20 protein-coding genes are annotated in these 21,759 nt (G+C 45.4%); 16 read left to right on the top strand and 4 right to left on the bottom strand.

Going from position 1 to position 21,759, the window contains the following annotated elements; translation table 11 throughout:
- Positions 1–352 precede the first annotated feature (352 nt).
- The 3 genes from F0220_RS29705 to F0220_RS29695 all read left to right on the top strand — a co-directional run bounded on the left by F0220_RS29705 (position 353) and on the right by F0220_RS29695 (position 1,982).
- Positions 353–1,087 carry an SDR family NAD(P)-dependent oxidoreductase gene (locus tag F0220_RS29705; RefSeq protein WP_105600553.1) on the top strand — a complete coding sequence of 245 codons (735 nt, stop codon included), beginning with the start codon at positions 353–355 and terminating at the stop codon, positions 1,085–1,087.
- Between the two features lie 66 nt (positions 1,088–1,153).
- Positions 1,154–1,573: a MarR family winged helix-turn-helix transcriptional regulator gene (locus tag F0220_RS29700; protein WP_105600551.1), complete on the top strand. Its 420-nt coding sequence runs from the start codon at positions 1,154–1,156 to the stop codon at positions 1,571–1,573.
- Between the two features lie 31 nt (positions 1,574–1,604).
- Entirely contained in the window at positions 1,605–1,982 is a 378-nt protein-coding gene (locus F0220_RS29695) for a winged helix-turn-helix transcriptional regulator (RefSeq protein WP_091012315.1), read from the top strand.
- A gap of 55 nt (positions 1,983–2,037) precedes the next feature.
- Here the strand turns inward: F0220_RS29695 and F0220_RS29690 are convergent, their stop codons facing one another.
- On the bottom strand, positions 2,038–3,108 hold the full coding sequence (locus F0220_RS29690) for an SDR family oxidoreductase (protein WP_105600550.1): 1,071 nt from the start codon (positions 3,106–3,108) through the stop codon (positions 2,038–2,040).
- Positions 3,109–3,356: 248 nt separating this feature from the next.
- On the bottom strand, positions 3,357–3,854 hold the full coding sequence (locus F0220_RS29685; RefSeq protein ID WP_091012319.1) for a DinB family protein: 498 nt from the start codon (positions 3,852–3,854) through the stop codon (positions 3,357–3,359).
- Between the two features lie 177 nt (positions 3,855–4,031).
- Here F0220_RS29685 and F0220_RS29680 point away from each other — a divergent pair, with 177 nt between their 5' ends.
- From F0220_RS29680 to F0220_RS29660, 5 genes are all read left to right on the top strand, one after another.
- Positions 4,032–5,189 (top strand): response regulator, encoded by a 1,158-nt coding sequence (locus F0220_RS29680; RefSeq protein WP_105600548.1) that lies wholly within the window; start codon positions 4,032–4,034, stop codon positions 5,187–5,189.
- A gap of 3 nt (positions 5,190–5,192) precedes the next feature.
- Complete coding sequence (locus F0220_RS29675) at positions 5,193–8,330, top strand: hybrid sensor histidine kinase/response regulator (protein ID WP_105600546.1); 3,138 nt, start codon at positions 5,193–5,195, stop codon at positions 8,328–8,330.
- Between the two features lie 155 nt (positions 8,331–8,485).
- Positions 8,486–9,817, top strand: coding sequence for an ATP-binding protein (locus F0220_RS29670; RefSeq protein WP_223199816.1), 1,332 nt, complete (start codon positions 8,486–8,488; stop codon positions 9,815–9,817).
- A gap of 129 nt (positions 9,818–9,946) precedes the next feature.
- A complete protein-coding gene (locus F0220_RS29665) occupies positions 9,947–10,315 on the top strand; it encodes a DUF4180 domain-containing protein (protein WP_105600543.1) in 369 nt (122 codons plus the stop codon).
- A gap of 64 nt (positions 10,316–10,379) precedes the next feature.
- A complete protein-coding gene (locus tag F0220_RS29660) occupies positions 10,380–11,504 on the top strand; it encodes an SGNH/GDSL hydrolase family protein (RefSeq protein WP_149846874.1) in 1,125 nt (374 codons plus the stop codon).
- A 118-nt stretch (positions 11,505–11,622) separates the two neighbouring features.
- Here the strand turns inward: F0220_RS29660 and F0220_RS29655 are convergent, their stop codons facing one another.
- The gene (locus F0220_RS29655; RefSeq protein WP_105600540.1) at positions 11,623–12,189 is read right to left on the bottom strand and encodes a dihydrofolate reductase family protein; all 567 of its coding nucleotides are present in this window, start codon (positions 12,187–12,189) and stop codon (positions 11,623–11,625) included.
- A gap of 69 nt (positions 12,190–12,258) precedes the next feature.
- Here F0220_RS29655 and F0220_RS29650 point away from each other — a divergent pair, with 69 nt between their 5' ends.
- From F0220_RS29650 to F0220_RS29635, 4 genes are all read left to right on the top strand, one after another.
- Positions 12,259–13,167: a helix-turn-helix transcriptional regulator gene (locus F0220_RS29650; protein WP_105600539.1), complete on the top strand. Its 909-nt coding sequence runs from the start codon at positions 12,259–12,261 to the stop codon at positions 13,165–13,167.
- 60 nt (positions 13,168–13,227) lie between these two features.
- Positions 13,228–14,151 carry an oxidoreductase gene (locus tag F0220_RS29645; protein WP_105600537.1) on the top strand — a complete coding sequence of 308 codons (924 nt, stop codon included), beginning with the start codon at positions 13,228–13,230 and terminating at the stop codon, positions 14,149–14,151.
- A 271-nt stretch (positions 14,152–14,422) separates the two neighbouring features.
- Positions 14,423–14,692: a CD3324 family protein gene (locus tag F0220_RS29640; RefSeq protein WP_091012335.1), complete on the top strand. Its 270-nt coding sequence runs from the start codon at positions 14,423–14,425 to the stop codon at positions 14,690–14,692.
- A gap of 193 nt (positions 14,693–14,885) precedes the next feature.
- Positions 14,886–15,431, top strand: a complete 546-nt coding sequence (locus F0220_RS29635; RefSeq protein WP_105600686.1) for a hypothetical protein — start codon at positions 14,886–14,888, stop codon at positions 15,429–15,431.
- Positions 15,432–15,480: 49 nt separating this feature from the next.
- Here the strand turns inward: F0220_RS29635 and F0220_RS29630 are convergent, their stop codons facing one another.
- Positions 15,481–16,341 (bottom strand): GNAT family N-acetyltransferase, encoded by an 861-nt coding sequence (locus F0220_RS29630; protein ID WP_105600535.1) that lies wholly within the window; start codon positions 16,339–16,341, stop codon positions 15,481–15,483.
- 245 nt (positions 16,342–16,586) lie between these two features.
- Between F0220_RS29630 and F0220_RS29625 the strand changes: the two genes are divergently transcribed.
- The 4 genes from F0220_RS29625 (at position 16,587) to minD (ending at position 21,497) form a co-directional block, all read left to right on the top strand.
- Entirely contained in the window at positions 16,587–17,162 is a 576-nt protein-coding gene (locus F0220_RS29625) for a hypothetical protein (RefSeq protein WP_146117110.1), read from the top strand.
- Positions 17,163–17,430: 268 nt separating this feature from the next.
- Positions 17,431–19,575 carry a sensor histidine kinase gene (locus F0220_RS29620; protein ID WP_105600532.1) on the top strand — a complete coding sequence of 715 codons (2,145 nt, stop codon included), beginning with the start codon at positions 17,431–17,433 and terminating at the stop codon, positions 19,573–19,575.
- Positions 19,576–19,597: 22 nt separating this feature from the next.
- A complete protein-coding gene (locus tag F0220_RS29615; RefSeq protein WP_308737371.1) occupies positions 19,598–20,278 on the top strand; it encodes a response regulator transcription factor in 681 nt (226 codons plus the stop codon).
- Positions 20,279–20,687: 409 nt separating this feature from the next.
- Positions 20,688–21,497 carry a septum site-determining protein MinD gene (minD, locus tag F0220_RS29605; RefSeq protein ID WP_105600531.1) on the top strand — a complete coding sequence of 270 codons (810 nt, stop codon included), beginning with the start codon at positions 20,688–20,690 and terminating at the stop codon, positions 21,495–21,497.
- Positions 21,498–21,759: the final 262 nt, after the last annotated feature.

Genomic DNA, 21,759 nt, shown 5'->3' with positions numbered 1-21,759 from the left:
AAAGGTATGGGCTTCTTTTTATACAAAACGTTGAAAAGACTGCATCCGTCATGACGGATGCAGTCTTTTTGTTGCCTAGTTATGCGCGATAAGTCGGAAATGTCACCCAAACCGAGCTTTTACTAACTGCGTTAGCTTCGCCAAGATATCCAAAATAAGTATATAGAGCTGTACTCGTTGCATTAAGGCAGTTACTTTGCTAGTATTTAGATATATAATATTTAGTCATCTAAATATTATATATCTAAATACCTTGGTTTCTTCAAGAAAGGGCTACGCATCATGTTAAGAAAGAAAAACAAAGTAGCCCTTGTTACTTACAAATAAATAAAATACGTTAGGAGCAATTCACATGGGAAAATTAGATAATAAAGTAGCTATTATTACTGGCGGAGCCTCGGGAATCGGAGAGGGCATGGTAGATCTTTTTGCACAGGAAGGCGCCATCGTCATTGCTGCAGACATTAATGAGGAAGCACTGGAGAGAGTAAGCCAAAAAGAGAATGTGTACGGAATGAAGTTGAATGTATCTTCGGATGAAGATTGGCAGGCACTGGCGAAAGTAGTGAATGAACGATTTGGGAAAATTGATATTCTGGTCAATAATGCGGGCATTTCTTCCGAGAAGCCATTTGAGGAAATCAATGCACAGGATTGGGGGAAAATGCTTTCCATTAACGGTTACGGCCCATTCGCTGGCATGAAACATGTCACTCCTTATATGGCAGCCCAGAAAAAAGGTTCTATCGTCAATATCTCATCATATACCGCTTTGATTGGACAAGGCTTTAACCATTACTCGGCGTCCAAAGGCGCGGTACGTGCATTATCCAAAGCTGCTGCGACCACCTTCGGACGTCAAGGTATTCGTGTGAATGCTCTTTTTCCTGGGATCATCGAAACACCAATGACCCAATCCTTGAACACCTCAAAGGAACTGCTTGAACGGTTAATTCAGGCAACGCCTTTGCAGCGTCTGGGCCAGGCTATTGATATTGCCAAAGCCGCGTTGTTCCTGGCGTCGGATGATTCTTCGTACATTACCGGATCTGAACTGGTGATCGATGGTGGCTACTCAGCCCAATAGCGTGTAAAATGATGACAGCCCTTAAGTTAAATGAGGGCTGTTGTTTATTTTTTCGAGGAGGATCTAATGGAAGAACAGAACATTTTTGAGCTTATACACAACATGGATAATTTCACTAATAAATTGATCATACAATGGAACAAATCATTCAATGAGGACCTCGGTGTCTCTCATGTGCTTGTACTCAGCCATCTCCATCAAAATGGAAAAAGCCGACCTTCGGATATTGCAAAAATGTTAGGGTTCACGCCGCCTACACTCAGTTATTTATCGGACAAGATGGTAGCCAAGGAACTAGTCGTCAGAATGGTAGATGAAGCGGACCGCCGCATTATTTATTTGAACATTACGGATAAAGGGACCGAAGTCCTCGGAAGAGCAATATTGGAGGGCCAGAAGCTGCGTAAGAATTTATTCCAGAAATTAAACGAAGAGGATCGAGCGCAACTAGTCCATATTTTTGAGAAGATGAATCGGGAAGATTGAGCAATAGACTCGAAGGGAGACCGAAGGTGATATGGAGGAACCGCTCAAAGTATATAACACCGCAGTTGAAGCTTTTCTTGAGGTAATCGGGGGAAAGTGGAAGCCTGTTATTCTATTCCATCTTACCTTTGGCAAGAAACGTAATGGTGAGCTGATGAAACTGATCCCTGCGATCACCCAGAAAGTGCTGACGCAGCAACTTGGTGAACTAACGGAGGCGGGGGTTATTGTCCGAATTTCCCATCACCAGGTTCCGCCTAAAGTGGAGTATGAGTTAACAGCGTATGGGTGGAGTCTTAAAGAGATTCTTCATCTAATGTGTAGATGGGGCGATATACACGTGGAGAATGTTTATGGTGATCGAGGAAAAATTCTGTTTAAGCCGCCAACGACTACTGACGTTGAGTGACTTATATAAGCCGATTCTGGAATTCAGGAATCGGCTTATTCTGCATTTATCTAAGTTACGGAAGGATCTTGCGATCACGTAGATTTCTGAAAATATCCATAAACATAGCCTCAGTGTCAATAAAATCATGAAATCCGAAGCGGCGAGCTTTGGAACCATCTGCGAAGAAATCGTAATCCCACGAGAAGACAAAGTCACCAAATGCCCAGGAAGAGACATCATCATAAGGGGTGTTTACCAAACCATACTTTTCAATCATGGAATCCCAAAGATCTTCTTTATCTGCCATCACAGTTGCAAGTGAGAGGGTGAGTGGCGGTGCGGTTTCCAATTTGAAAAATGCAGCAATTTTGGGCCAGAGCTCATTCCAGCGAAACAGATCGCCATTGGTGATATTAAATGCCTGATTGGCACAGCGAGGTTCGGTTGCTGCCCATACGGTTGCATGAGCCAGCAATGTGGCATCAGTCATTTCAAGCAGCGAATGATACGCTCCTGGTTTCCCAGGGAATCGAAGTGGTAAGCCAAGCTCCTTGGAGATAGCCGCATATACGCCAATAACCATGGCAAGGTTCATTGGATTACCCAGAGCGAAGCCACATACCACCGAAGGGCGCAGGGCTGACCAGGTCCAGCTGCTTCCGGGTTGCCGATCTTCGAGAAACCGTTGCTGATCGACATTGAATTCGGGGGGCATATGATATGCGTCCGTTTCTTTGGCAGGTGTTTTGAATGGCCCGAGATGTGCACCGTACACTTTATAACCTTGCATTAGGCTAATATGTTGGAGATTTGGAGCAATCGGTTCAATCGTATTCACCACATTGACGAGCATGGCCAAGTTGGGCTGTACCAATTCGGCCCAGGTTGGACGATCCTGATACGCGGCGTAGAAAATATGCGTAACGGTCGTTAAATGGCTCAGTTTGTCTTGTGTGTCTGCTTCGTTCAGTAAATCAGCTGATATATAACGCAACCTAGGGGCATCTTCCCCTCCGCGGCGAGATACACCAATGACATTCCACTGGGGAAGTGTCATCAGATAATCCATAAGGTTTCTTCCAATGACGCCTCCAGCACCAATGACAAGTGCGGTGTAACGGGTAACGGATTGTTCGGGTTTCAATGGACATGCTCCTCTCTTCTTCTGTTCATATTGTGGGTCAGAAAAAGAAGGATGAGAAGTACGCACCTCAAAGTCATATACGTACTTTGAAGTAATATATGAGCCTGGAGCAGGACATGAGCATTATAATTGGCACTTCAATGGATGGTACTTGCCTATAACCACAAGAAGCTGTAAAAGGAACAATCGTCCTTTCACAGCTTAGATGTGTCTGTATATTCGTTCAATAGATCTGTTGTGGAGATGGTTTACGCCGGATATCCGCCACCTGGAGGCGGCCATGCGCCGTAGAAGCGACGCAGCAGAACAATCTCACCCAGATGGTACGAGTTATGGGAGGCGATATTGCGCAGAAGTCCTGCTTTAGTTTCACCCGGGAAATAGAGCAGTGGATCATCCAATTGTGCAGTTTCTGCAATGGCTACGGCTTGATCAACCCCATCCAAGAATGCCTGAATATCTGCCTTCCACGTGGCTTCATCCTGTGGGCCCTTCTCCTCAGGCCAGCTCTCACTCACGTTAGCAGGGAGCTGTGGCTTGCGTCCTTCCAAGTGGTCGAGCATAAATTGCTGCCAATAATGCATGTGCTTCACCAACTGATAGATCGTATATGGCATGGCATCGTGCGTACGAGCAGCAAGTGTGACATCGATGTCGGGTAGAGCACGGGCGATGCGGATGTGGCCACGTTCCCCTACTAATGATTTGACAAGGGCTTGCGCAAAGCTTTGATTAACATCTGACATATGGTACCTTCCTCTCTTCCAAGACCGGATCTGATAACCTGTCTTCTATTTAGTATTATACAATTAAATTGCTAAAAATTAAAAATGGATAACTAAGAACGCTAAATACTTAAAATGCCTATGATATAATAGTGAAAAAATACATCTCAAGGCCTCAGGGTCGAGGAGGAAGCTCCTGTGAAAGTGATATTGGTTGACGACGAACGTCTAGCGTTGATAGGCCTTCAAAAATCACTAGAAAAAGAAGTAAGCGGCATTGAAATTATTGCTACATATATGAATCCAACAGAGGCTGTGGCGGGTATTGTGGAGCACCGTCCTGATGTTGTATTTCTGGATATTCATATGCCGGAGATGGATGGTATGGATCTGGGAAGACAGATTCAGACGGCAACACCGGGCACCGAAATTATATTTGTGACCAGTTACGATCAATATGCGGTGCATGCTTTCGAATTACAGGCTTTGGATTATGTGATGAAGCCCATCCAAAAGGATCGATTGAAGCAGACGGTAAGCCGCGTAAGAGAGAAACTGAGCGTAAAACGGGAGCAGCATTCAAAGGATACAAACGTACCTTTAATTTGCTGTTTTAATCAGATTCAGTTTAAGCTTCCAGGAAAGGATATCCAGGTTGCTAAATGGCGTACAAGCAAGGCGCAGGAGCTGTTTGCATACTTGCTTCACCACCGGAACCAGGTCGTCCATCGAAGTGTTCTGCTGGAGCTTCTGTGGCCGGGAATGGAAGAGGAAAAGACGGCACACCAACTCTACACTGCGATTTATCATGTCCGCCAAACCCTGAAAACTTGCAATATGGATATGATCAAGATTCAGAGTGGACACCTGGAGGCAGGCTATCGACTCGAATTGGGTGAGGCTCAGTTGGATAGTGAGCAGTGGGAACGGGAAATCAGGCAATGGAAAGTTGTAGACGCAAGTACCGTTCATGCCTATGAGCAAGCGCTTCATCTATATAAGGGTACCTATCTTGGCAATTATGAATACATGTGGGCTGAACCTGAGCGGGAAAGATTACGCTATCTGTGGCTGTATCATATGAGACAACTAAGTTTGTATTACCAGCAGCATGGGCTGGTGGAAAAAGTGATCGAGAGTACACAACGTATCCAGCATATGCTTCCGGATGAAGAAGAAAGTTATTATATGCTAATGAAGTTATATGATGAAATGCACAACGATCTCGGTGTAGAGGAGCAGTATCGTCTCTTAACCACCAGAATGGAGCAAGATTTGGAGATACCGATCAGTGAGGACATTACCGAATGGTATCAGGACTGGAAGCTCGGTTTAACCAAAGTCATGAAAAAATAATTAATGAAATTACTTCAAACAAAACGTATGGACCGTTACAAATATTTGATCATCATGCTAATCATTTTTGGAGTGTTACTTGGCATGCGCTCGGTATGGTCAGAGTTATTCAACACAGTAGATGAACATCGCGCCGTTAACGGGGTGCTTGATCTGAGAGATGTGGATCTGGATCAGTCCCCTGTTATGTACTTGAACGGGGAATGGGAACTTTACCCGGACGAATTACTGACCCTGCAAAATATTTCCAAGAGGGATGGCGGTGCGAAGAGTGTTCAGGTCCCAGGAGACTGGGGGAGTGCACAGAATCAGGAACATGAGAGTTCGTACGGTTATGGAACGTATCGATTGCGTATTTTGACAGACCCACTTCAGACGCCCGTTACCTTCTGGTTCAAGGGGATTCGAAGTTCATCCGAGATTGAGTTGAACGGAGACGCCAACGGGGGCACAGGTGAGGTCTCCTCGGATAGCATTACATATATACCCGGGAGTACTTCATATACAGTGACCTACGATCAGGAAGGAACAACCTCCATTGAACTACTGATTCGCGTAGCCAATTACGACAGCCCATATATGGGTGGAATTAGCAAACCTGTTCGCTTTGGCTCACAGGCAGCTGTTGATTACTCGCGGTGGTACTCCATTGGTTTTCAGCTGGTCATCTTTCTGATTTTGCTCCTTCACGGCATGTATGCCTGTATTCTTTACGCATTTAATCGGCAGGAACGATCCTTGCTGGTTGGAGCCGTATTAACTTTAACTGTTGGCATCACGGTTACGATGGGTCATGATAATATTTTGATGTTATGGCTTCCGATCAATTATACCTGGGGCATTAAAATTCGATTGATCTCATTATTGCTGCAAAATGCTTGTATCCTGCTGTTATTCCAGAGATTAACGATGGTTCATCTACGAAAGGCATGGCTACAGTGGCATGTTGTCATGACCTTGATCTATACGGCCGTGATTGTGGTTGTGCCCATTCATATTACATATACCATGATCCATTACAACTTCATTAACCTTTTCTTTCTTGTATCCCTGATCTGGTTTCTATATATCGTGGGAACGATGATCTTCAGGAAACAGGCAGACCGGGATATTGTTTTTCTGCTGCTTACTGCAGGAGGCATTACATCCAACCTGTTATGGAGTGTGGCCGAGACAGCCAGAGATGTGACAACAGTCTATTACCCTATTGACATCATCTTTGCCATTACCGGCTTCTCCGCCTATTGGTTCAAGAAATACTTCAGGAATGCCAAAGAGAATATGAAGCTGAATACAGAACTGCAGAAGGGTGACAAAATTAAAGATCAATTCTTGGCGAATACATCACATGAACTGCGGACCCCACTGCACGGGATCATTAACATCGCTCACAACGTGGTCACCCGAGAGAAAAACCGGTTGGATGAACGGAGCCTGGAGGATATGGAGTTGCTGGTTACGATCGGTCGACGGATGTCGCATCTCCTTGGTGATCTACTGGATGTAGTCCGACTGAAGGAGCACCGCATTGTGTTGCGTCAGAGTCCTCTTTCCATACAGTCGGTTGTGCCTGGCATTATCGCCATGCTGCAATTCATGGCAGAACGGAAACCAGTCCACCTTCATATGGAGATTCCGGAATCGTTCCCACTGGTCATGGCTGATGAAGAAAGGCTCGTTCAGATTTTGTATAATCTGCTGCATAACGCGCTTAAACATACAGAGGAAGGAACGATAACCGTAAGTGCCGAAATTTGTGAAGGACATGCTCTGATTCATGTGACGGATACAGGCATTGGCATGGATGAGGATACACGGATGCGTATTTTCCTTCCATATGAACAAGGGTCGTATGGAATCAGTGACGGACAAGGCATCGGGCTTGGACTGAACATCTGCAAAGAGCTCGTAGAACTGCACGGCGGGGCACTTACGGTTCGCTCGGAACTCGGAACGGGCTCGGTATTCAGCTTCGATCTGCCACTCGCGGATGAAGCCGCCAATCAGGCTCAGTCACAACTTCCCCTGATATGGGAACAGGCCGCCGAGATGATGGAAGATGCACCTGGCGGATTCCTGTTACCCCGCCAAGGTATGGGGGACGCGGAAGCCTTGGCGACGGCAGAGATGGCTCCGTTGTTAAAAGAGGGGAGAGCTACCATTCTGGCTGTGGATGATGATCCGGTGAATCTGGATGTGTTGGTCAGCATTCTTTCGACGGAACCATATGATATAACTACAGCAGGTTCGGGTCAGGAAGCGATGGAGTTGCTCGGCACACGTCAGTGGGATCTGCTCATTACAGATGTGATGATGCCCAATATGTCTGGCTATGAGTTAACCCAGAAGGTGAGGGAACAGTTCTCGATGTCTGAGCTTCCTGTGCTGCTGTTGACGGCACGAAGTCAGCCGCCAGATATCTACACGGGGTTTGCATCGGGGGCAAATGATTATGTCACGAAGCCTGTAGATGCGGTAGAACTGAAATATCGGATACGTGCATTGACCTTGTTAAATCAGTCTATCCAAGAGCGCCTGCGCATGGAGGCCGCTTATTTGCAGGCTCAGATTCAGCCTCACTTCCTGTTCAATACGCTGAATTCACTTATGGTCTTAAGTGATATTGATACAGAGCATATGCGGAAGCTTGGTGAAGCTTTTTCATCTTATTTACGGATCAGCTTCAACTATCTCAACACAGGGGAACTGGTGAAATTATCATATGAGCTGGAACTCGTTGAAGCCTATCTTTATATTGAAAAAACACGATTCGAAGATCGATTGTCGGTGGTATTAAACGTAGAGCCGGACCTTCCGTTGCTTCTCCCGCCGTTATCAATTCAGCCTTTGATTGAAAATGCCGTCAGACACGGTCTATTAAGCCGCAATGTAGGCGGTACGTTATGCCTATCCATCACTCGTCATGAGGGTTATACCCGTATTGAGGTGAAGGATAATGGCAAAGGTATGGAACCGGAGAAGGTTGCAGAACTGCTACATGCTACGCCAGGTGGAAAAGGCGGAATAGGCATTGTGAATACAAACCGCAGATTGCTGCAACGGTATGGTCGGGGATTGTCGATCGTAAGTGAGCCGGGTGAGGGCACGATGGTATCATTTGATATTCCGGATAAGATATAAGGAAAAGGCCGCAGAAGTGAAGACTTCCGGCCTTTTGTTTTGCTTGCGCATCCAGTCCCTATTTTTAATTATTTCTAATGCATCTTTCATATGTTAGTATGTTTAACATTAGAAGCGCGGGCTCCGGCAGTAGGCGCTAAACGTTGTTATAGTGGGTGAAGAGATCGATGCGCAATTGGGTCAAAAATGAAAATGTACAGATGACGGCCATTGCCTTTGCCACAGCGGTAGGGGCGCAATTCAAGATAAATCCGTTCCGGGAAGATTACTTCCGAATCGGGCTGGGGGTTAGCATCCTTTTATTTCTGCTGATGATCATGCCACACTTGTCTTATGTGAAGACAGGGATCCTGACAGGTATCGCGAATTTGCTATTTCAGTCAGCAGATCTCATCAATCATGTGCAGACCGTCTCCATACTGGAAAGCATGAGGGACAATCTGGGGGCAGGTGTGTATTATGTGGTCTTTGCCTATGGACTTAGCAAGTTCAAGCATCGATTCCATGAGATGCAGCCTCTTCTGCTCGGCGGGTTAATCACATGTATCGATTTCTCCTCTAATCTTGTTGAGCTTCTTTTTCGCGGAATGTTAAGCGGGACCAATATCTTTTATATGAAGGAATGGTTGTATCTGCTTGTGGTAGGTGGTCTGCGAAGTTACTTTGTGATTGGGCTATATAACAGCATTGCGGTGAGGCAGATGCGGCTTTTACATGCAGAGCAGGAGAAGCGGATGGAGCAGATGCTGAGTGTGAACTCGGGTCTGTATAGCGAGGTCTTTTACCTGAAGAAAGCGATGAATACGATCGAAGGCATTACGGCAGACAGCTATGATCTATATCGCGATCTCCGGGAGCAGGACATGAATCAATACAGTCAGCGTACCCTGGGCATCGCTCAACAGATTCATGAAGTGAAGAAGGATTCACAACGTATTCTCGCGGGTCTGCTGAAGCTGTATGATAACGAAAAAGCGGTTAACATGAGCCTGTCTGAAGTACTGAACTTTGCCAGCAAAGCAAATCGAAAATATAGCGAAATGCTGCATAAGCAGGTCGAGATCGATATTGAGCAACAGTATGATTGTGAGTCTCCGTATTACATTCCTCTTCTCACGGTAATGAATAACCTGATTGCCAATGCGGTAGAAGCGATTGAGCATGACGGGGCGGTCCGAATTCGTGTGTATGAGCAGGAAGAAAAAGTACAATTCGTCGTGATGGATTCTGGAAAAGGTGTACCTGAAGCCAAACGGGATGTCATCTTCGAACCGGGCTACACAACCAAGTTCAATGAAGTTGGCATTGCCGCGACGGGCATTGGCCTGTCCCATGTGCGTGATATCGTCCAGTCGTTGGCGGGACAAATTAAGGTAGAGTCGGCGTCTTCGGGAGAGACAGGGACAACATTTGTTATAGCTATTCCCAAAATGAATCTGATCAAGGGGGCCGATGTCGATGACACTTTCTATCATGATCGTGGATGATGATGTGGTAAGCCGGAGTGTGCTGCATGTGTTCTATATGGAGACGATTGAAAAGATGAATAACTGAGATATGGTATCTCATATCCAAAAGCCGAATTCCCTAAGACGATGTCCAAAGGAGAAAGTGAAATGAACATAACTATTGATCAACAAGGCAATTCCAAGGTCGCCATTATTGAAAGTGATGGCATCGTCATCAACAATGCTCAAGATGCACTGGATTTGATGGCTTCGGTAAGGTATACCGATGATGCTGATAAACTCATTATCGACAAATCGAACATCACGGAAGAGTTCTTCGAACTGAGAACCAAACTTGCAGGCGAGATTTTGCAGAAGTACGTGAACTATCATGTTAAGCTTGCTATTGTGGGAGATTTCGAAGAACATAACAGCAAGAGCTTGAGAGATTTCATCTATGAGTGCAACAATGGCAAGCATGTTTTCTTTTTGAAAAACAAAAAGGAAGCGCTTCAAAAGTTGCATAATATCAGCTAAGCGTACATCCGAGACATGTAGAGAGCCAGCTTATAATTTGAGCCAAACGTAGGAGGTTTGCACCGTGATATCTAATGAGAATTTAAAGGTATATGCTCTGCCTAAGATCGGAAATCTTAAAGTGCATGGTAGAACGACTCAAGAGCGATCGCCGTTGACGTTATTTTGGACGGGGAGTGCAGTCGAACTCAATGTACAGGGCTCCGAACTATGGGTTGAAGTAGAGTCACAGTATGACATGTATGAGTCATGGATCAGCATTCTGATCAACGGTGTTCCGGTGAGCAGACAGATGTTAACGGTGGGAAGGTACTGGGTCTGTGTATTCCGGGGCATGAACGCAGATCTGGTGAAGAATGTACGGATCGTAAAGGATGTTCAAGCGATGAGTGGTGACCCGGGTTGTGCCTTGCAGATTCATGCGGTGAAATCCGATGGAGCGTTCCTGCCTGTGCAGGAAAAACCGTACAAGATCGAGTTCATTGGTGACAGTATTACATCTGGCGAAGGTGCGATTGGAGCAAAAGCGGAGGAAGATTGGATTCCGATGTGGCTCAGCGCCATACATAATTATACGTTTATGACAGCAGAAGCGCTGAATGCGGAGTATCGGGTCATCTCGCAAAGTGGCTGGGGTGTGCTGACAAGTTGGGATAACAATCCAAAAGGGAACATCCCCGAGTATTACGAACAGGTCTGTGGCTTGCTTACTGGTGAACGTAACGATGCGCTAGGCGCAGGAGATCAGCATGATTTTGGTTCCTGGCAGCCGGATGTGGTAGTCGTGAACCTGGGCAGCAATGATGGGGGTGCATTTCAGTCACCTGAGTGGAAAGACCCCGACACGGGCAAGGTGTACAAGCAACGTTTGAACGAAGACGGTACGTATCATGAAGAGGATCTGGCTGCTTTTGAGAAAGCGGTGGAACAGTTCCTGTCCAAACTTCGGAAAAACAATCCGGCGGCACATCTCGTATGGGCTTATGGCATGCTTGGTTTTCCCATGATGCCCGCCATCTACCGTGCGATTGATGCGTATACAAAGGGGACAGGAGATCGTAAGGTTATGATTATCCAGCTTCCTGATACAACCGAAGAGACGGTAGGGGCACGCACCCATCCAGGCGAGTTATCTCACCGTAGGACGGCAGAGGTGTTAACGGAATATGTACGAGGAATGATAGGATAACTTGAAATATAGTAATGGAAAGACCACTCTTTCATGAAATGTACCCCAATAGTTAGATGGTGTCTAACTTTATGAGGTCCCTTCATCATAAGAATGGTCTTTTTCCTTTTCTACTTATCTAGACATTCGAGGGTGTGTCCGTTGTGCCGCTGTTCTGTACCTCATAACGAATTGAAATGATCTGTCCCAGCGTCTGGGTTCGGATCATTTTGAATTGGCTTGGCACAGTGCCTGTCGGGAATAAGGGAATGCCTTCACCAAGAATTTTGGGAATGATGGCGACTTCAATCTCATCCAGCAATTTTTTTGCTAACACAGCTTGAACCAGTATTCCGCCACCCACAACCCACACGTCTCCATCAGAAGTTTGCTTTAACCGGGGAATGAGCGTATCTACTGTCTCGGTTGTAAACTGTACATGTGGAGAGGGCGGCTGTTCCGAGCGAGAAAGCACATATGTTGGCCGATCCGCATAGGGGAAATCTTCGGAAAGTGTGAGCACCTCTTCATACGTATAACGTCCCATAACAACGCTACCGATCGTTTTATAAAAGGCAGCATACCCGTTGTCTCCACCATTACCTTCCACATCAAATAACCAATCGACTGAACCATCCAGTCTTGCGATATATCCATCCAAACTCATAGCAATGTACAAAATTGTTTTGTTATCAGACATGTTCATCGCTCCCTTCTACAATGTATGATACACTTTAACTATGACAAAAGTTGACGTAGTTAGGATGTTGAATTCATGAATCATCGGAAACTGGCTATCATGCGTCTGATGGATTCCAGACAGAAGTTCACTGCTCGGGAACTGGCAGAACGTTTTGACGTCTCGGTTCGTACGATCCAGCGGGATCTGGATGCATTGCAGGCGCTGGGCTTTCCTTTGTACACAGAAGTTGGCGTGAACGGTGGATACCGGGTGTTGCCCAATCGAATTTTGCCACCTCTTCAATTCACGCAGCAGGAGGCATTAGGGCTGTTTATGATGCTGGAATATCTACAGCAAGTCCCGGATTTTCCGTATGGATCGATGCGTGAGCATCTGGCTGAGCAGTATTTCTCTACTTTGCCTGAGGATGTACAGGATCTAATTATGCGAATGAGAGAGCATATCACCTTTGTCCAGCACCCCGGTGGGCATGCCGAGCCTTTAACAACAGCGATATTGGGTGCAGCGGTAGAAAAGAGAGAAATCCAATTTATGTATCATGCCCGCAGTGGGCGTAAACAAGTCAAGGTCTTCCCCTATGGCATCTACTATGAGCAGGGACATTGGTACATGCCAGCCCGTAATAAGGACCGCGTATTATTGTATCGGGTGGATCGCATGCAGCAGTTGACGGTTATGGAATCAGTGGATGCATCTGTTCCGAGCCTGAAGGCGTGGCTAGATGCCAAAGAAGACAGAGCAAGCGTAGAAGTGGTGCTGCAATTCACGGAATTTGGAGCAAGGATTGCTGCGTCAGATGTGTTGTTCAAGTCGGTTGAAGGCCATGAGTGGCGCGGACTTGTTCCGCCTGAGGAGTTCTCTTTTACAGCGCGAAAGTTACTCTCCTATGGGCCGGAAGTGAAGGTGGTGTCTCCGCTCGAACTGCAACAGCAGGTTAGAGGAATGCTGGAACGGAGTTTAAGTCAGTATGGTGGGGGATAAGAGCTTTCAAACGCTGGATATTAGGGTATCAAGGAAGAGATAAGAAAGGTGTGTAGACAAATGAGCGAAGTTTGGACTAAAGACATCATCCCGACTGTATCCGATAAAGTAGTGATTGTGACAGGTTCGAACGGCGGATTAGGGTATGAGACGGCATTAGCGTTAGCTGGAAAAGGCGCAAAAGTTATCCTTGCAGTTCGTAATCTGGAAAAAGGTGAAAAGGCAGCTAATAAAATAAAATCTGTGCATGTAGCTGGAGAGGTAATCGTTATGCAGCTCGACCTCAGCGATTTAGCTAGTATCCGTAAGTTCGCAGCCGCTTTTCTTGAGCAATATGATTCTTTGTCCATTCTAGTTAATAATGCAGGAATTATGAACCCTCCGTTCCAGTTAACGAAGGATGGCTTTGAGTTGCAGTTTGGTAGCAATCATCTAGGGCATTTTGCACTTACGGGCCTGCTATTGCCTCGATTAATTTCTACTCCGCAATCGAGAGTGGTTACTCTAAGCAGTTTGGCAGCTGGTAATGGTGCAATTGATTTTAATAATTTAGATGGCTCCAAAGGATATAATCCCATGAAGTTCTACAGTCAAAGCAAGCTAGCTAATCTGATGTTTGCAAGAGAACTGCAGAATAAGTTTAATTCCGCCCATATGGATTCTATGAGTATCGCCGCTCATCCAGGAATTTCGAATACCAATCTGTTCTCCTTCGGTTCGGGGAAACAGGCGAATATATTCATGCGGAGTCTTCTGAAAATCATTAGTCAACCTGCACACATGGGGGCATTACCCACCTTGTACGCTGCAACAGATCCGACGATTATGGGAGGAGAGTATATAGCTCCTGGCGGTATGGGCGGCACTAAGGGCTATCCCAAGAGCACTAAGATCATCGAAAAATTATATGACGCTAACATTTCAAACAAGCTATGGAGCGTGTCAGAAGAATTAACAGGGGTATATTACAGATTTGACGTGTAGATTTTGCCATTTGGGAAAGTAAACCTTATTATGGAATGGATAGTTAAAAGTTCTTCAGCACGAATAAGATTAACTGAATGGGGGGCTACCATGATTCGATTCATAATAAATTTAACGACCCGCTCTATGCAGAGTCCATGTGATGAACAACGGCGGTTGTTTGCATAGAGCTTGAAATTCTTTTCCGCCATATCATTGTAGTGCATATCCAATGTGTTCATTGTACGACTCTGCTGCCTTAAAGATTTTAACTTTTAAGGAGTGGAGCAACGTGAAATATATTAATGCGGATACAATCTTCCCGAAAGAATTGCTTGAAGAAATACAGCGTCATATCCCCGGAGGCCTGATCTATATTCCGAGGCCCAAGGATGCCTATAAGAAATGGGGCGAGAACTCGGGCGGCAGAAGGATTGTCCGGGAGCGGAACGACGAGATCCGCCAGCTTTTTGCTGCGGGAACAACCATTGATCAGCTTGCGGACCAGTACTGTTTATCCATCGATAGCATCAAGAAAATTGTGTATCGCAAAAAGGGATGAAACTATAGAAGCCATGTTCGAGCAATCGAATGTGGCTTTTTCCTGTAAGAGTAAAGAATGGTTATTAAAGCTTTTTTACATATTCGAGGTTGTTAATTACGCGTACAATTCATTTGACGGTACAAGGTTATGCGGTGAGAGTTCATGAAGTAACTCCTTAAATCATCTGGTAAGGTTGGTGAATATGAATAATATGAATATAGAAGTGAAATTAACGAATAAAGACGAGGCGTATGTGATTAAAAATATGTACCCGCTATACCTTCATGATCTATCCGGACATTATGGTCTGGGTGGAGAGCATACCCCGAACGAACATGGCATTTATGAGCCAAGTCCTGATTATATAACTTTGCAGGATCAGTATAACGTCCAGAACATATGGTGGGAAAAACCGGAGTGTCTTTATCCGTTCCTCATGATTGTGGATGGCATACCGGCAGGTTTTGCGTTCATAGCTACTCCGCCACATTGTTCACAAGGCACCAATTTCTTTGTACATGACTTCTTTCTGATGCAGCCGTTTCGAGGTGTAGGCGTTGCTGAACACGCGGCATCCACGATCTTCGGAATGTTTAAAGGAAACTGGGAGTTGTTCACCAATCCATCGGAGAAAAATAAGATTGGCCAATCTTTCTGGCGGAAAACAGTGAATAAGTATACCGAAGGTAACTATCGGGAAATGTACGGGCATACGTTTGATGGCTATAAATTGATTTTCCAATTCTCCAATATATAAAGAGAAAGACCGTCTCCCTTTGAGGGAAACGATCTCTTTCCACTGCCTTTTATAAACTACCGCTGAAATAGTGATACTCTGAATTCACTTCAAAACCAACACTGCGGTACAGATTCAAAGCGCGTTTGTTCTCGGTAACAACGGATAGACGGATATCTGTGTAATGTTGCTTCCTTAGGAGATTCACCAGAATATGAAGCACGGTGCGTCCTATTTTCCGTCCCTGATAAGCAGGTAAGATACAGAAGTTATGAATAAATGCGGTAGTTGCATTAATGGAGTTAACCCGTATCAGCCCAACAGGCTGTTGGTCCTGCCATGCAATATAGGTGACTCGGCTGGGTTCATTTGTTTGCATAAAGTACTCGCGTGTCCAGTCCTCCGAATCTCCAAAGGCTTGGGAGGAGCAAGTGACCATAAACTCCATATCCTCGGCTTCTGCCACGGACAACGTTAGTTCAGGTGGCTCCACAACCGAAAGCACCTCATTCACAAGTTGCATCGAGTACTCCGCACGATCATAAATGGCTCCGAGGGATTGGGCAGTAAGAAGGCCCGGAGATAAGCCCTGAGGAACGCGATAACTGAGTTGGTTGATTCCCTGTGGTTTCATATCCAGGATGGCCCTTTTCAGTAGGCTGCTGAACACACCTTGGCGACGAAAATCTGGGTGTACGATGGCATTAATATTCCCGGTTACGCCATCGGATGGATACCAACTGAGGAGTCCTACCAGATCACCGTGGCGATAACAGAGGAGCGCATGGTCTCCGTCTTTTTTGCTGATATGGTCAAGGTCTGCCTTTAGATGGACGGAATCCAGTTGTTTACATTGTTGTTCGAGCAAAAAAATAGCATCAATCTGTTCCTTGGAGTTATAGACCATGGGAATGACTTGATAAGTTGACATAGCTTTCACACCTTCATTTTTGAAGGAAACACGCAGTTATTGGACCCGCAGGCGCTATCCTTCAAGAGTTGGTTCACTTCCCGATGACTATAACACAATCTATGATGAAGATGACACTCAATGGATGTAATTCACTGGATGTCTGTTCAGATGTGCCCAGTAACTGGACATTATATCCTATTGAAGGGATAATTGAGAGTAATAAGGAGAGAAAGGAGTTGATCACCTCGCGTAAGTTAGCTTATATGATGAGTACGTTGTTTCTTTCATCTGTCATGATAATGGGGTGCATCCCATCTGAGTCAGCCGAGAACGTTAAAGAGACCATTCCACCAGCGACGAATCAGCCGAGTATTGTGAGCAATCAGAAGGCGTCAGCCATAGATGAGCAGCAGGCCCTCGAAATGTCGCTGGATTATAAAACAACCGAACTGACTGTTGATTATAAGGACTATGAAGATACGTTAACTGTAGAGGGTCTGCTGGCTAGAGCAGAAGTAATCAGACCATTTTTGACAGAAAGGAATTTCGAATCCAATATAGATGCGCGATTTAACAAGATTCCTTTACGTGTAGCAGACAAAGAGAAGGCTCTGCTGCATCCTGAAAATATACAAACCAAGATCAAAGATAGCAAGAGTGATTGGATTCTTGTGGAATACACGCTCGATTTGAAATTTACGGATAAGGATGGCAAAGAGTTCAAGTCCATTCCGTTATCGGGCGATATCACCTTTTTGCAGGATCAGGGAGAATGGCGCATTCAGGATGATACGTATAACAGGGATGCATTCGCGGACATTATCAATAGTTCTCTATAGTTCATGAAGTGTCTGTGAATCTGGCACATGCAGATTGTGCTCGAATTAACCAGTACGAATAAGCTCTTTCATATTAAGTACGCACTTCAAAGTGCGTATTTTTTTGTGGGTGTGTACAGCTAAGCGTGCGTCGTCAAAAGGGCTTCATCGTGATGATTGTTCTTGTCTCTTCCTAGAAATTTGCAGGGTACATTCTCCTGTAATGATGATATCATTTGGATAAATAAACTTACTTATTGCGCTTGTAGAGATTGGGGTTGGATTCATCATGAGGGGAATTCTCCGAGTCGGTTCTCGTAAGGTGTGGTTTTATATCGTTGTTGCCGTTATTGTTGGCTTGGTTGCAGGCTATGTCGTCCTCTCTGAGCAGGACTCTCCTAAGTTCCAAAGTGAAAAAGGTATTCTGGATTTAAGGCAGGTTCAGCTCAGTACGAATCCGCAAAAGTTAACAGGGGAGTGGTCGTTCTACTGGCAAGAGCTACTGTCGCCTGAGGACATACGGGTTCGTTCGGCAAGGGAAGGAAATCAGGACCACTGGATCAGCATCCCAAGCTCCTGGCTTGGCTATCCGTTAGAAGGTCAGCGGCTGAGTGGTACAGGCTATGCAACCTTTCGACTGGTCATACAACTAAGCGAGAACGATCGAAACGAGCAGCTTACTCTGCGGTTGCCGAGCATTTTTCATGCGTACAAATTATGGGTGAATGGCGAACTTCTAGAAGAAGTTGGTGAGGTGGGTCAGGACAAGAGCCGCGTGACCCCGCATCTGGAGACGAAACTGGTGTATTTTCAGCCTAAAAACGATACGATAGAGCTGGTTATGCAAGTAGCCAACTTCAATCATAAGCGTGGCGGCATTACCAAGGATATCGAGCTGGGTGGTAGTGACGTACTAACTTCCAAGACCAATCTGAATCTTGCCAGGGATATGTTCATCACGGCAAGTTTACTAGTGATCGGCTTGTATAATCTGCTGTTGTTCATGCTGCGACGTAAGGATAGAGCTCCGTTATATTTTGGCCTGTTTACTGTACTGCTTGGTATTCGATCCTTGTTCAACGGGGAGCTTATCTTTACACAATGGTTGCCTCAGTTTCCTTGGGAATTGCAGTTCAAGATTGAATATCTGATTCTTTGTGTCAGTGGTTATATCATCAGCATGTATTTTGATAGCATTTTTCCCAATTACATATCACGATGGTTTCGTCTTTTTAGCTTGATCACAACCGGCGTATTCTGTGTCCTTGTGGTGGTAACTCCTGCACTTATATATTCAAAATTTATGCTGATGATCGGTGTGATGGTAGTTCTACATATGATTTATCTGATGATCGGACTGGTTCAGGCGGCTGTGCGACGTATGGAGGGAGCGTTGATCTTCCTGCTGGTGTCGGTGGTTACGTTGGTCACGGTTGTCAACGATTTTTTATATTTTAACGGATGGTCGCCGATTGGAAATACATCTCCGCTTGGGTTATTGATATTTACGATTGCGCAGTTGATTCTGCTGTCTTCGCGATCTACGAGGACGGCATCGAACGAAGAGAGAATTACACGTGAATTACAGGACGTTAATGACAAGCTGATTGAAATGAATATGAATCTGGAACAGACCGTTCAGGAGCGAACACAGGCCTTATCTACAGTGTATGATGATCTCCAATCCTCGTATGACCAACTGCTTCACTCCGAGCAAGGGAGGAAGAAGCTTCTTGCTTATATTACGCATGATCTGCGTATGCCGTTGTCCAGTATGCTCGGATATGTAGAAGCTATACAGGACAGGGTCAAGCCGGAACGCAATGAACAATATCTGAAGTACATCCGGGAGAACACGATAAGGATTAACCGCATGATCGAGGAGTTGTCCTTCTTGTCCCATTTGGAGACCGGACAGGTCTCGTACCGAATGGAGCCGATTCAGATGATTCCTTTCTTGCATGGTTTTTTTGAACAATATGAGTTGGTAGTGCGTGACGCAGGATTAGACTTCTTACTGGATATCGGAGATACCGAGGATAGACGATCTATTTTGCCAGTTGTCGAGATGGATGCGAAAAGAATAGAGCAGGCCTTATTTAATCTAGTATCTAACGCCATGAAGTTCACCTCCAGCGGGGGGGTGGTGCGTATTGCACTAGTTGTGGAAATGGTGAATCATGCTCCTCATGCAGTTATTAGCATAGAGGATTCTGGTATGGGGATTCCTCCGGATCAGCTTGAGCAAATCTTTGAACGTAATTACAGATACGATCGGCCGGGAATGGGCATAGAGGGCAGTGGACTGGGGCTGGCAATTTGCAGGGAAATCGTACAATCGCACGGAGGCATGGTTCGAGCGGAGAGCGACGGCAAGATGGGGGCGACATTCTATATAACGTTTCCTTGTACGGTGATTGAAGGAAAGGGGTGATGAGATGGACACGCACAAAATCATGATCGTTGATGATGATCCTCATATATGCGAGATTGTGCAGGTGTATTGTGATAGGGAGGGATTTGTCTCCACCTGCAGTCATAGCGGGTCAGAAGCGATGGAGCTGCTTGCATCGTTTGAGCCGGATTTAATTATACTGGATATATTACTGGCTAATGAAAACGGTATTGACTGGTGCAGGAATGCGCGTAATCTCACCAGTGCGCCGATTGTGTTTCTGAGCAGTCAAGAGGAAGACGAAATAAAAATTAGCGCATTATCCTATGGCGGGGACGATTATGTGACCAAACCGTTCAGTCCGGGAGTGCTCATGGCCAAGATCAAGGCTCACCTTCGCAGAGTGTCGACGGGTAGAAGGGAACAACTGCTGGAGTTACCGGGTTTGACACTGGATTTCTACACGCAGTCCGTCAACATGGGGAGTATACCTATCTCTTTATCGAAAAAAGAATTCAGTCTGCTGTCCTATATGGCACAAAACGTGAATCGTGTCGTCAGTGTCGATACGTTGTTTCAAATCATCTGGGGAATGGAAAGTCTGGAGGATACAAGAACGGTTGCTGTACATATCAGTAATTTACGCAAAAAAATTGAGTCTGACCCTGCCGACCCTGAGCGAATTATTACGGTTCGGGGGAGCGGATATATGCTGGTTTCTAATAGTACGTCACAAGCATGAATATAGCAGTAAGGGTGGTAGTCTATTATAAATGGGAAAATGGCGTTGGAGCAGTACCTGACGCTATTGGCCCATTTTTTGTTCTTTCCACTAGCTTTGTAACCGACTCAAGATATTGAATCCCTCAACACCAGTCTGCGCTTTTCCATCCTCGTCAAAATGATGTGCCATCTCTCCGAAGAATTAAACGATCCAATACGCACGGATTTAAAGTTTTCTTTAGGTTTCTCAAGTAGGTTAATCCATCATGATAAAATCACTGTGGTCGATATAACGACATATTTCATCAAATTGCAACTGATTATTAGCTACGAGGACGTTACATTCAAGCCGGATCAAACGATAATACGTGAAGAAATGGTTGTCTTGCTGTCCCGCATTAGTACTTGAAGAGAAGGAAGTGGCTCCGATGGCACGAGTTATATGTATCACATCAGGGAAAGGCGGAGTTGGCAAGACAACGGTCACGGCTAATCTCGGGACTGCCCTCGCCTTATCGGGGAGCAGCGTTTGCTTGATCGACGCTGATTTTGGATTGAGAAATCTGGATATTCCGCTTGGTTTGAGTAATAGGGTAGGGTATCATATTTCTGATTTTCTGACGGGTCAATGTGCTTTACATCAAGTGATCGTCAAAGATAAGCGAATCAGTACCTTGTCCTTTATCTCCTGTAGTAACGACGCGGTGCATCACGATGATCCGCAAGTTTTTGGCGAGGTTGTACAGCAAATAGCCCAGAGCTATGATTATGTGCTGATTGATTCGCCGGCAGGCATTGAAAATGGATTTTGGAATGCGGCTTTGGCAGCAGATGAGGCTATTGTCGTTACTACGCCTCATCGTACATCGCTTCAGGACGCGGATCGCGTGATCGGATTATTAGAAGATATGATTCAGGCTCCGCCACAGCTCATCATTAATATGGCCGACGGACAGGAAGCCCGTTCGGCAACGGTAAAGATGCAGGATATTATCGATATTCTCAATATTGGTGTGATTGGCGTGATCCATGCCGATGTACAAATTATACGTTCCGTACATAAGGGCATTCCGATTGCGCTTAATCCCGAGTTCGAAAGCGGACTGCGCTTCAGGCATATCGCCCACAATGTGGCGAAGAATCAGCAGGAGCCTTTTATCTCATTGAAACCCAAGAGGCATATTAGTGTTTTTTCGCTTCCTCCAAGACTGCGTTGGGGGAAGAGCAGTTCGTTATAGTCGATTCTGGCAGATGAATCGTTGAGAAGAGAATCATCTGGAATGGATTGCAGATTAGCTAAAGAATTCATGAAAAATAGTGGTGTGGGAGTTACCTTCCCTACGCCACTATTTTTTGATGTCATTGATGTTCTCGCTTGCGAGTAGTTGCTTACTTAAAGTTTTCTTTATAATTCACAAGCGCCCCTATCTCGCATGATAAAATACGGAAGAAAAAACGACATAATTTGCTGTGTCGGTGTCACAATTCGACTGCGACTGA

Origin of the sequence: Paenibacillus sp. 37, assembly GCF_008386395.1 — a bacterium.
GTDB classification, from domain to species: Bacteria; Bacillota; Bacilli; order Paenibacillales; family Paenibacillaceae; genus Paenibacillus; species Paenibacillus amylolyticus_B.
This window is presented reverse-complemented; position numbering and strand designations above follow the sequence as displayed.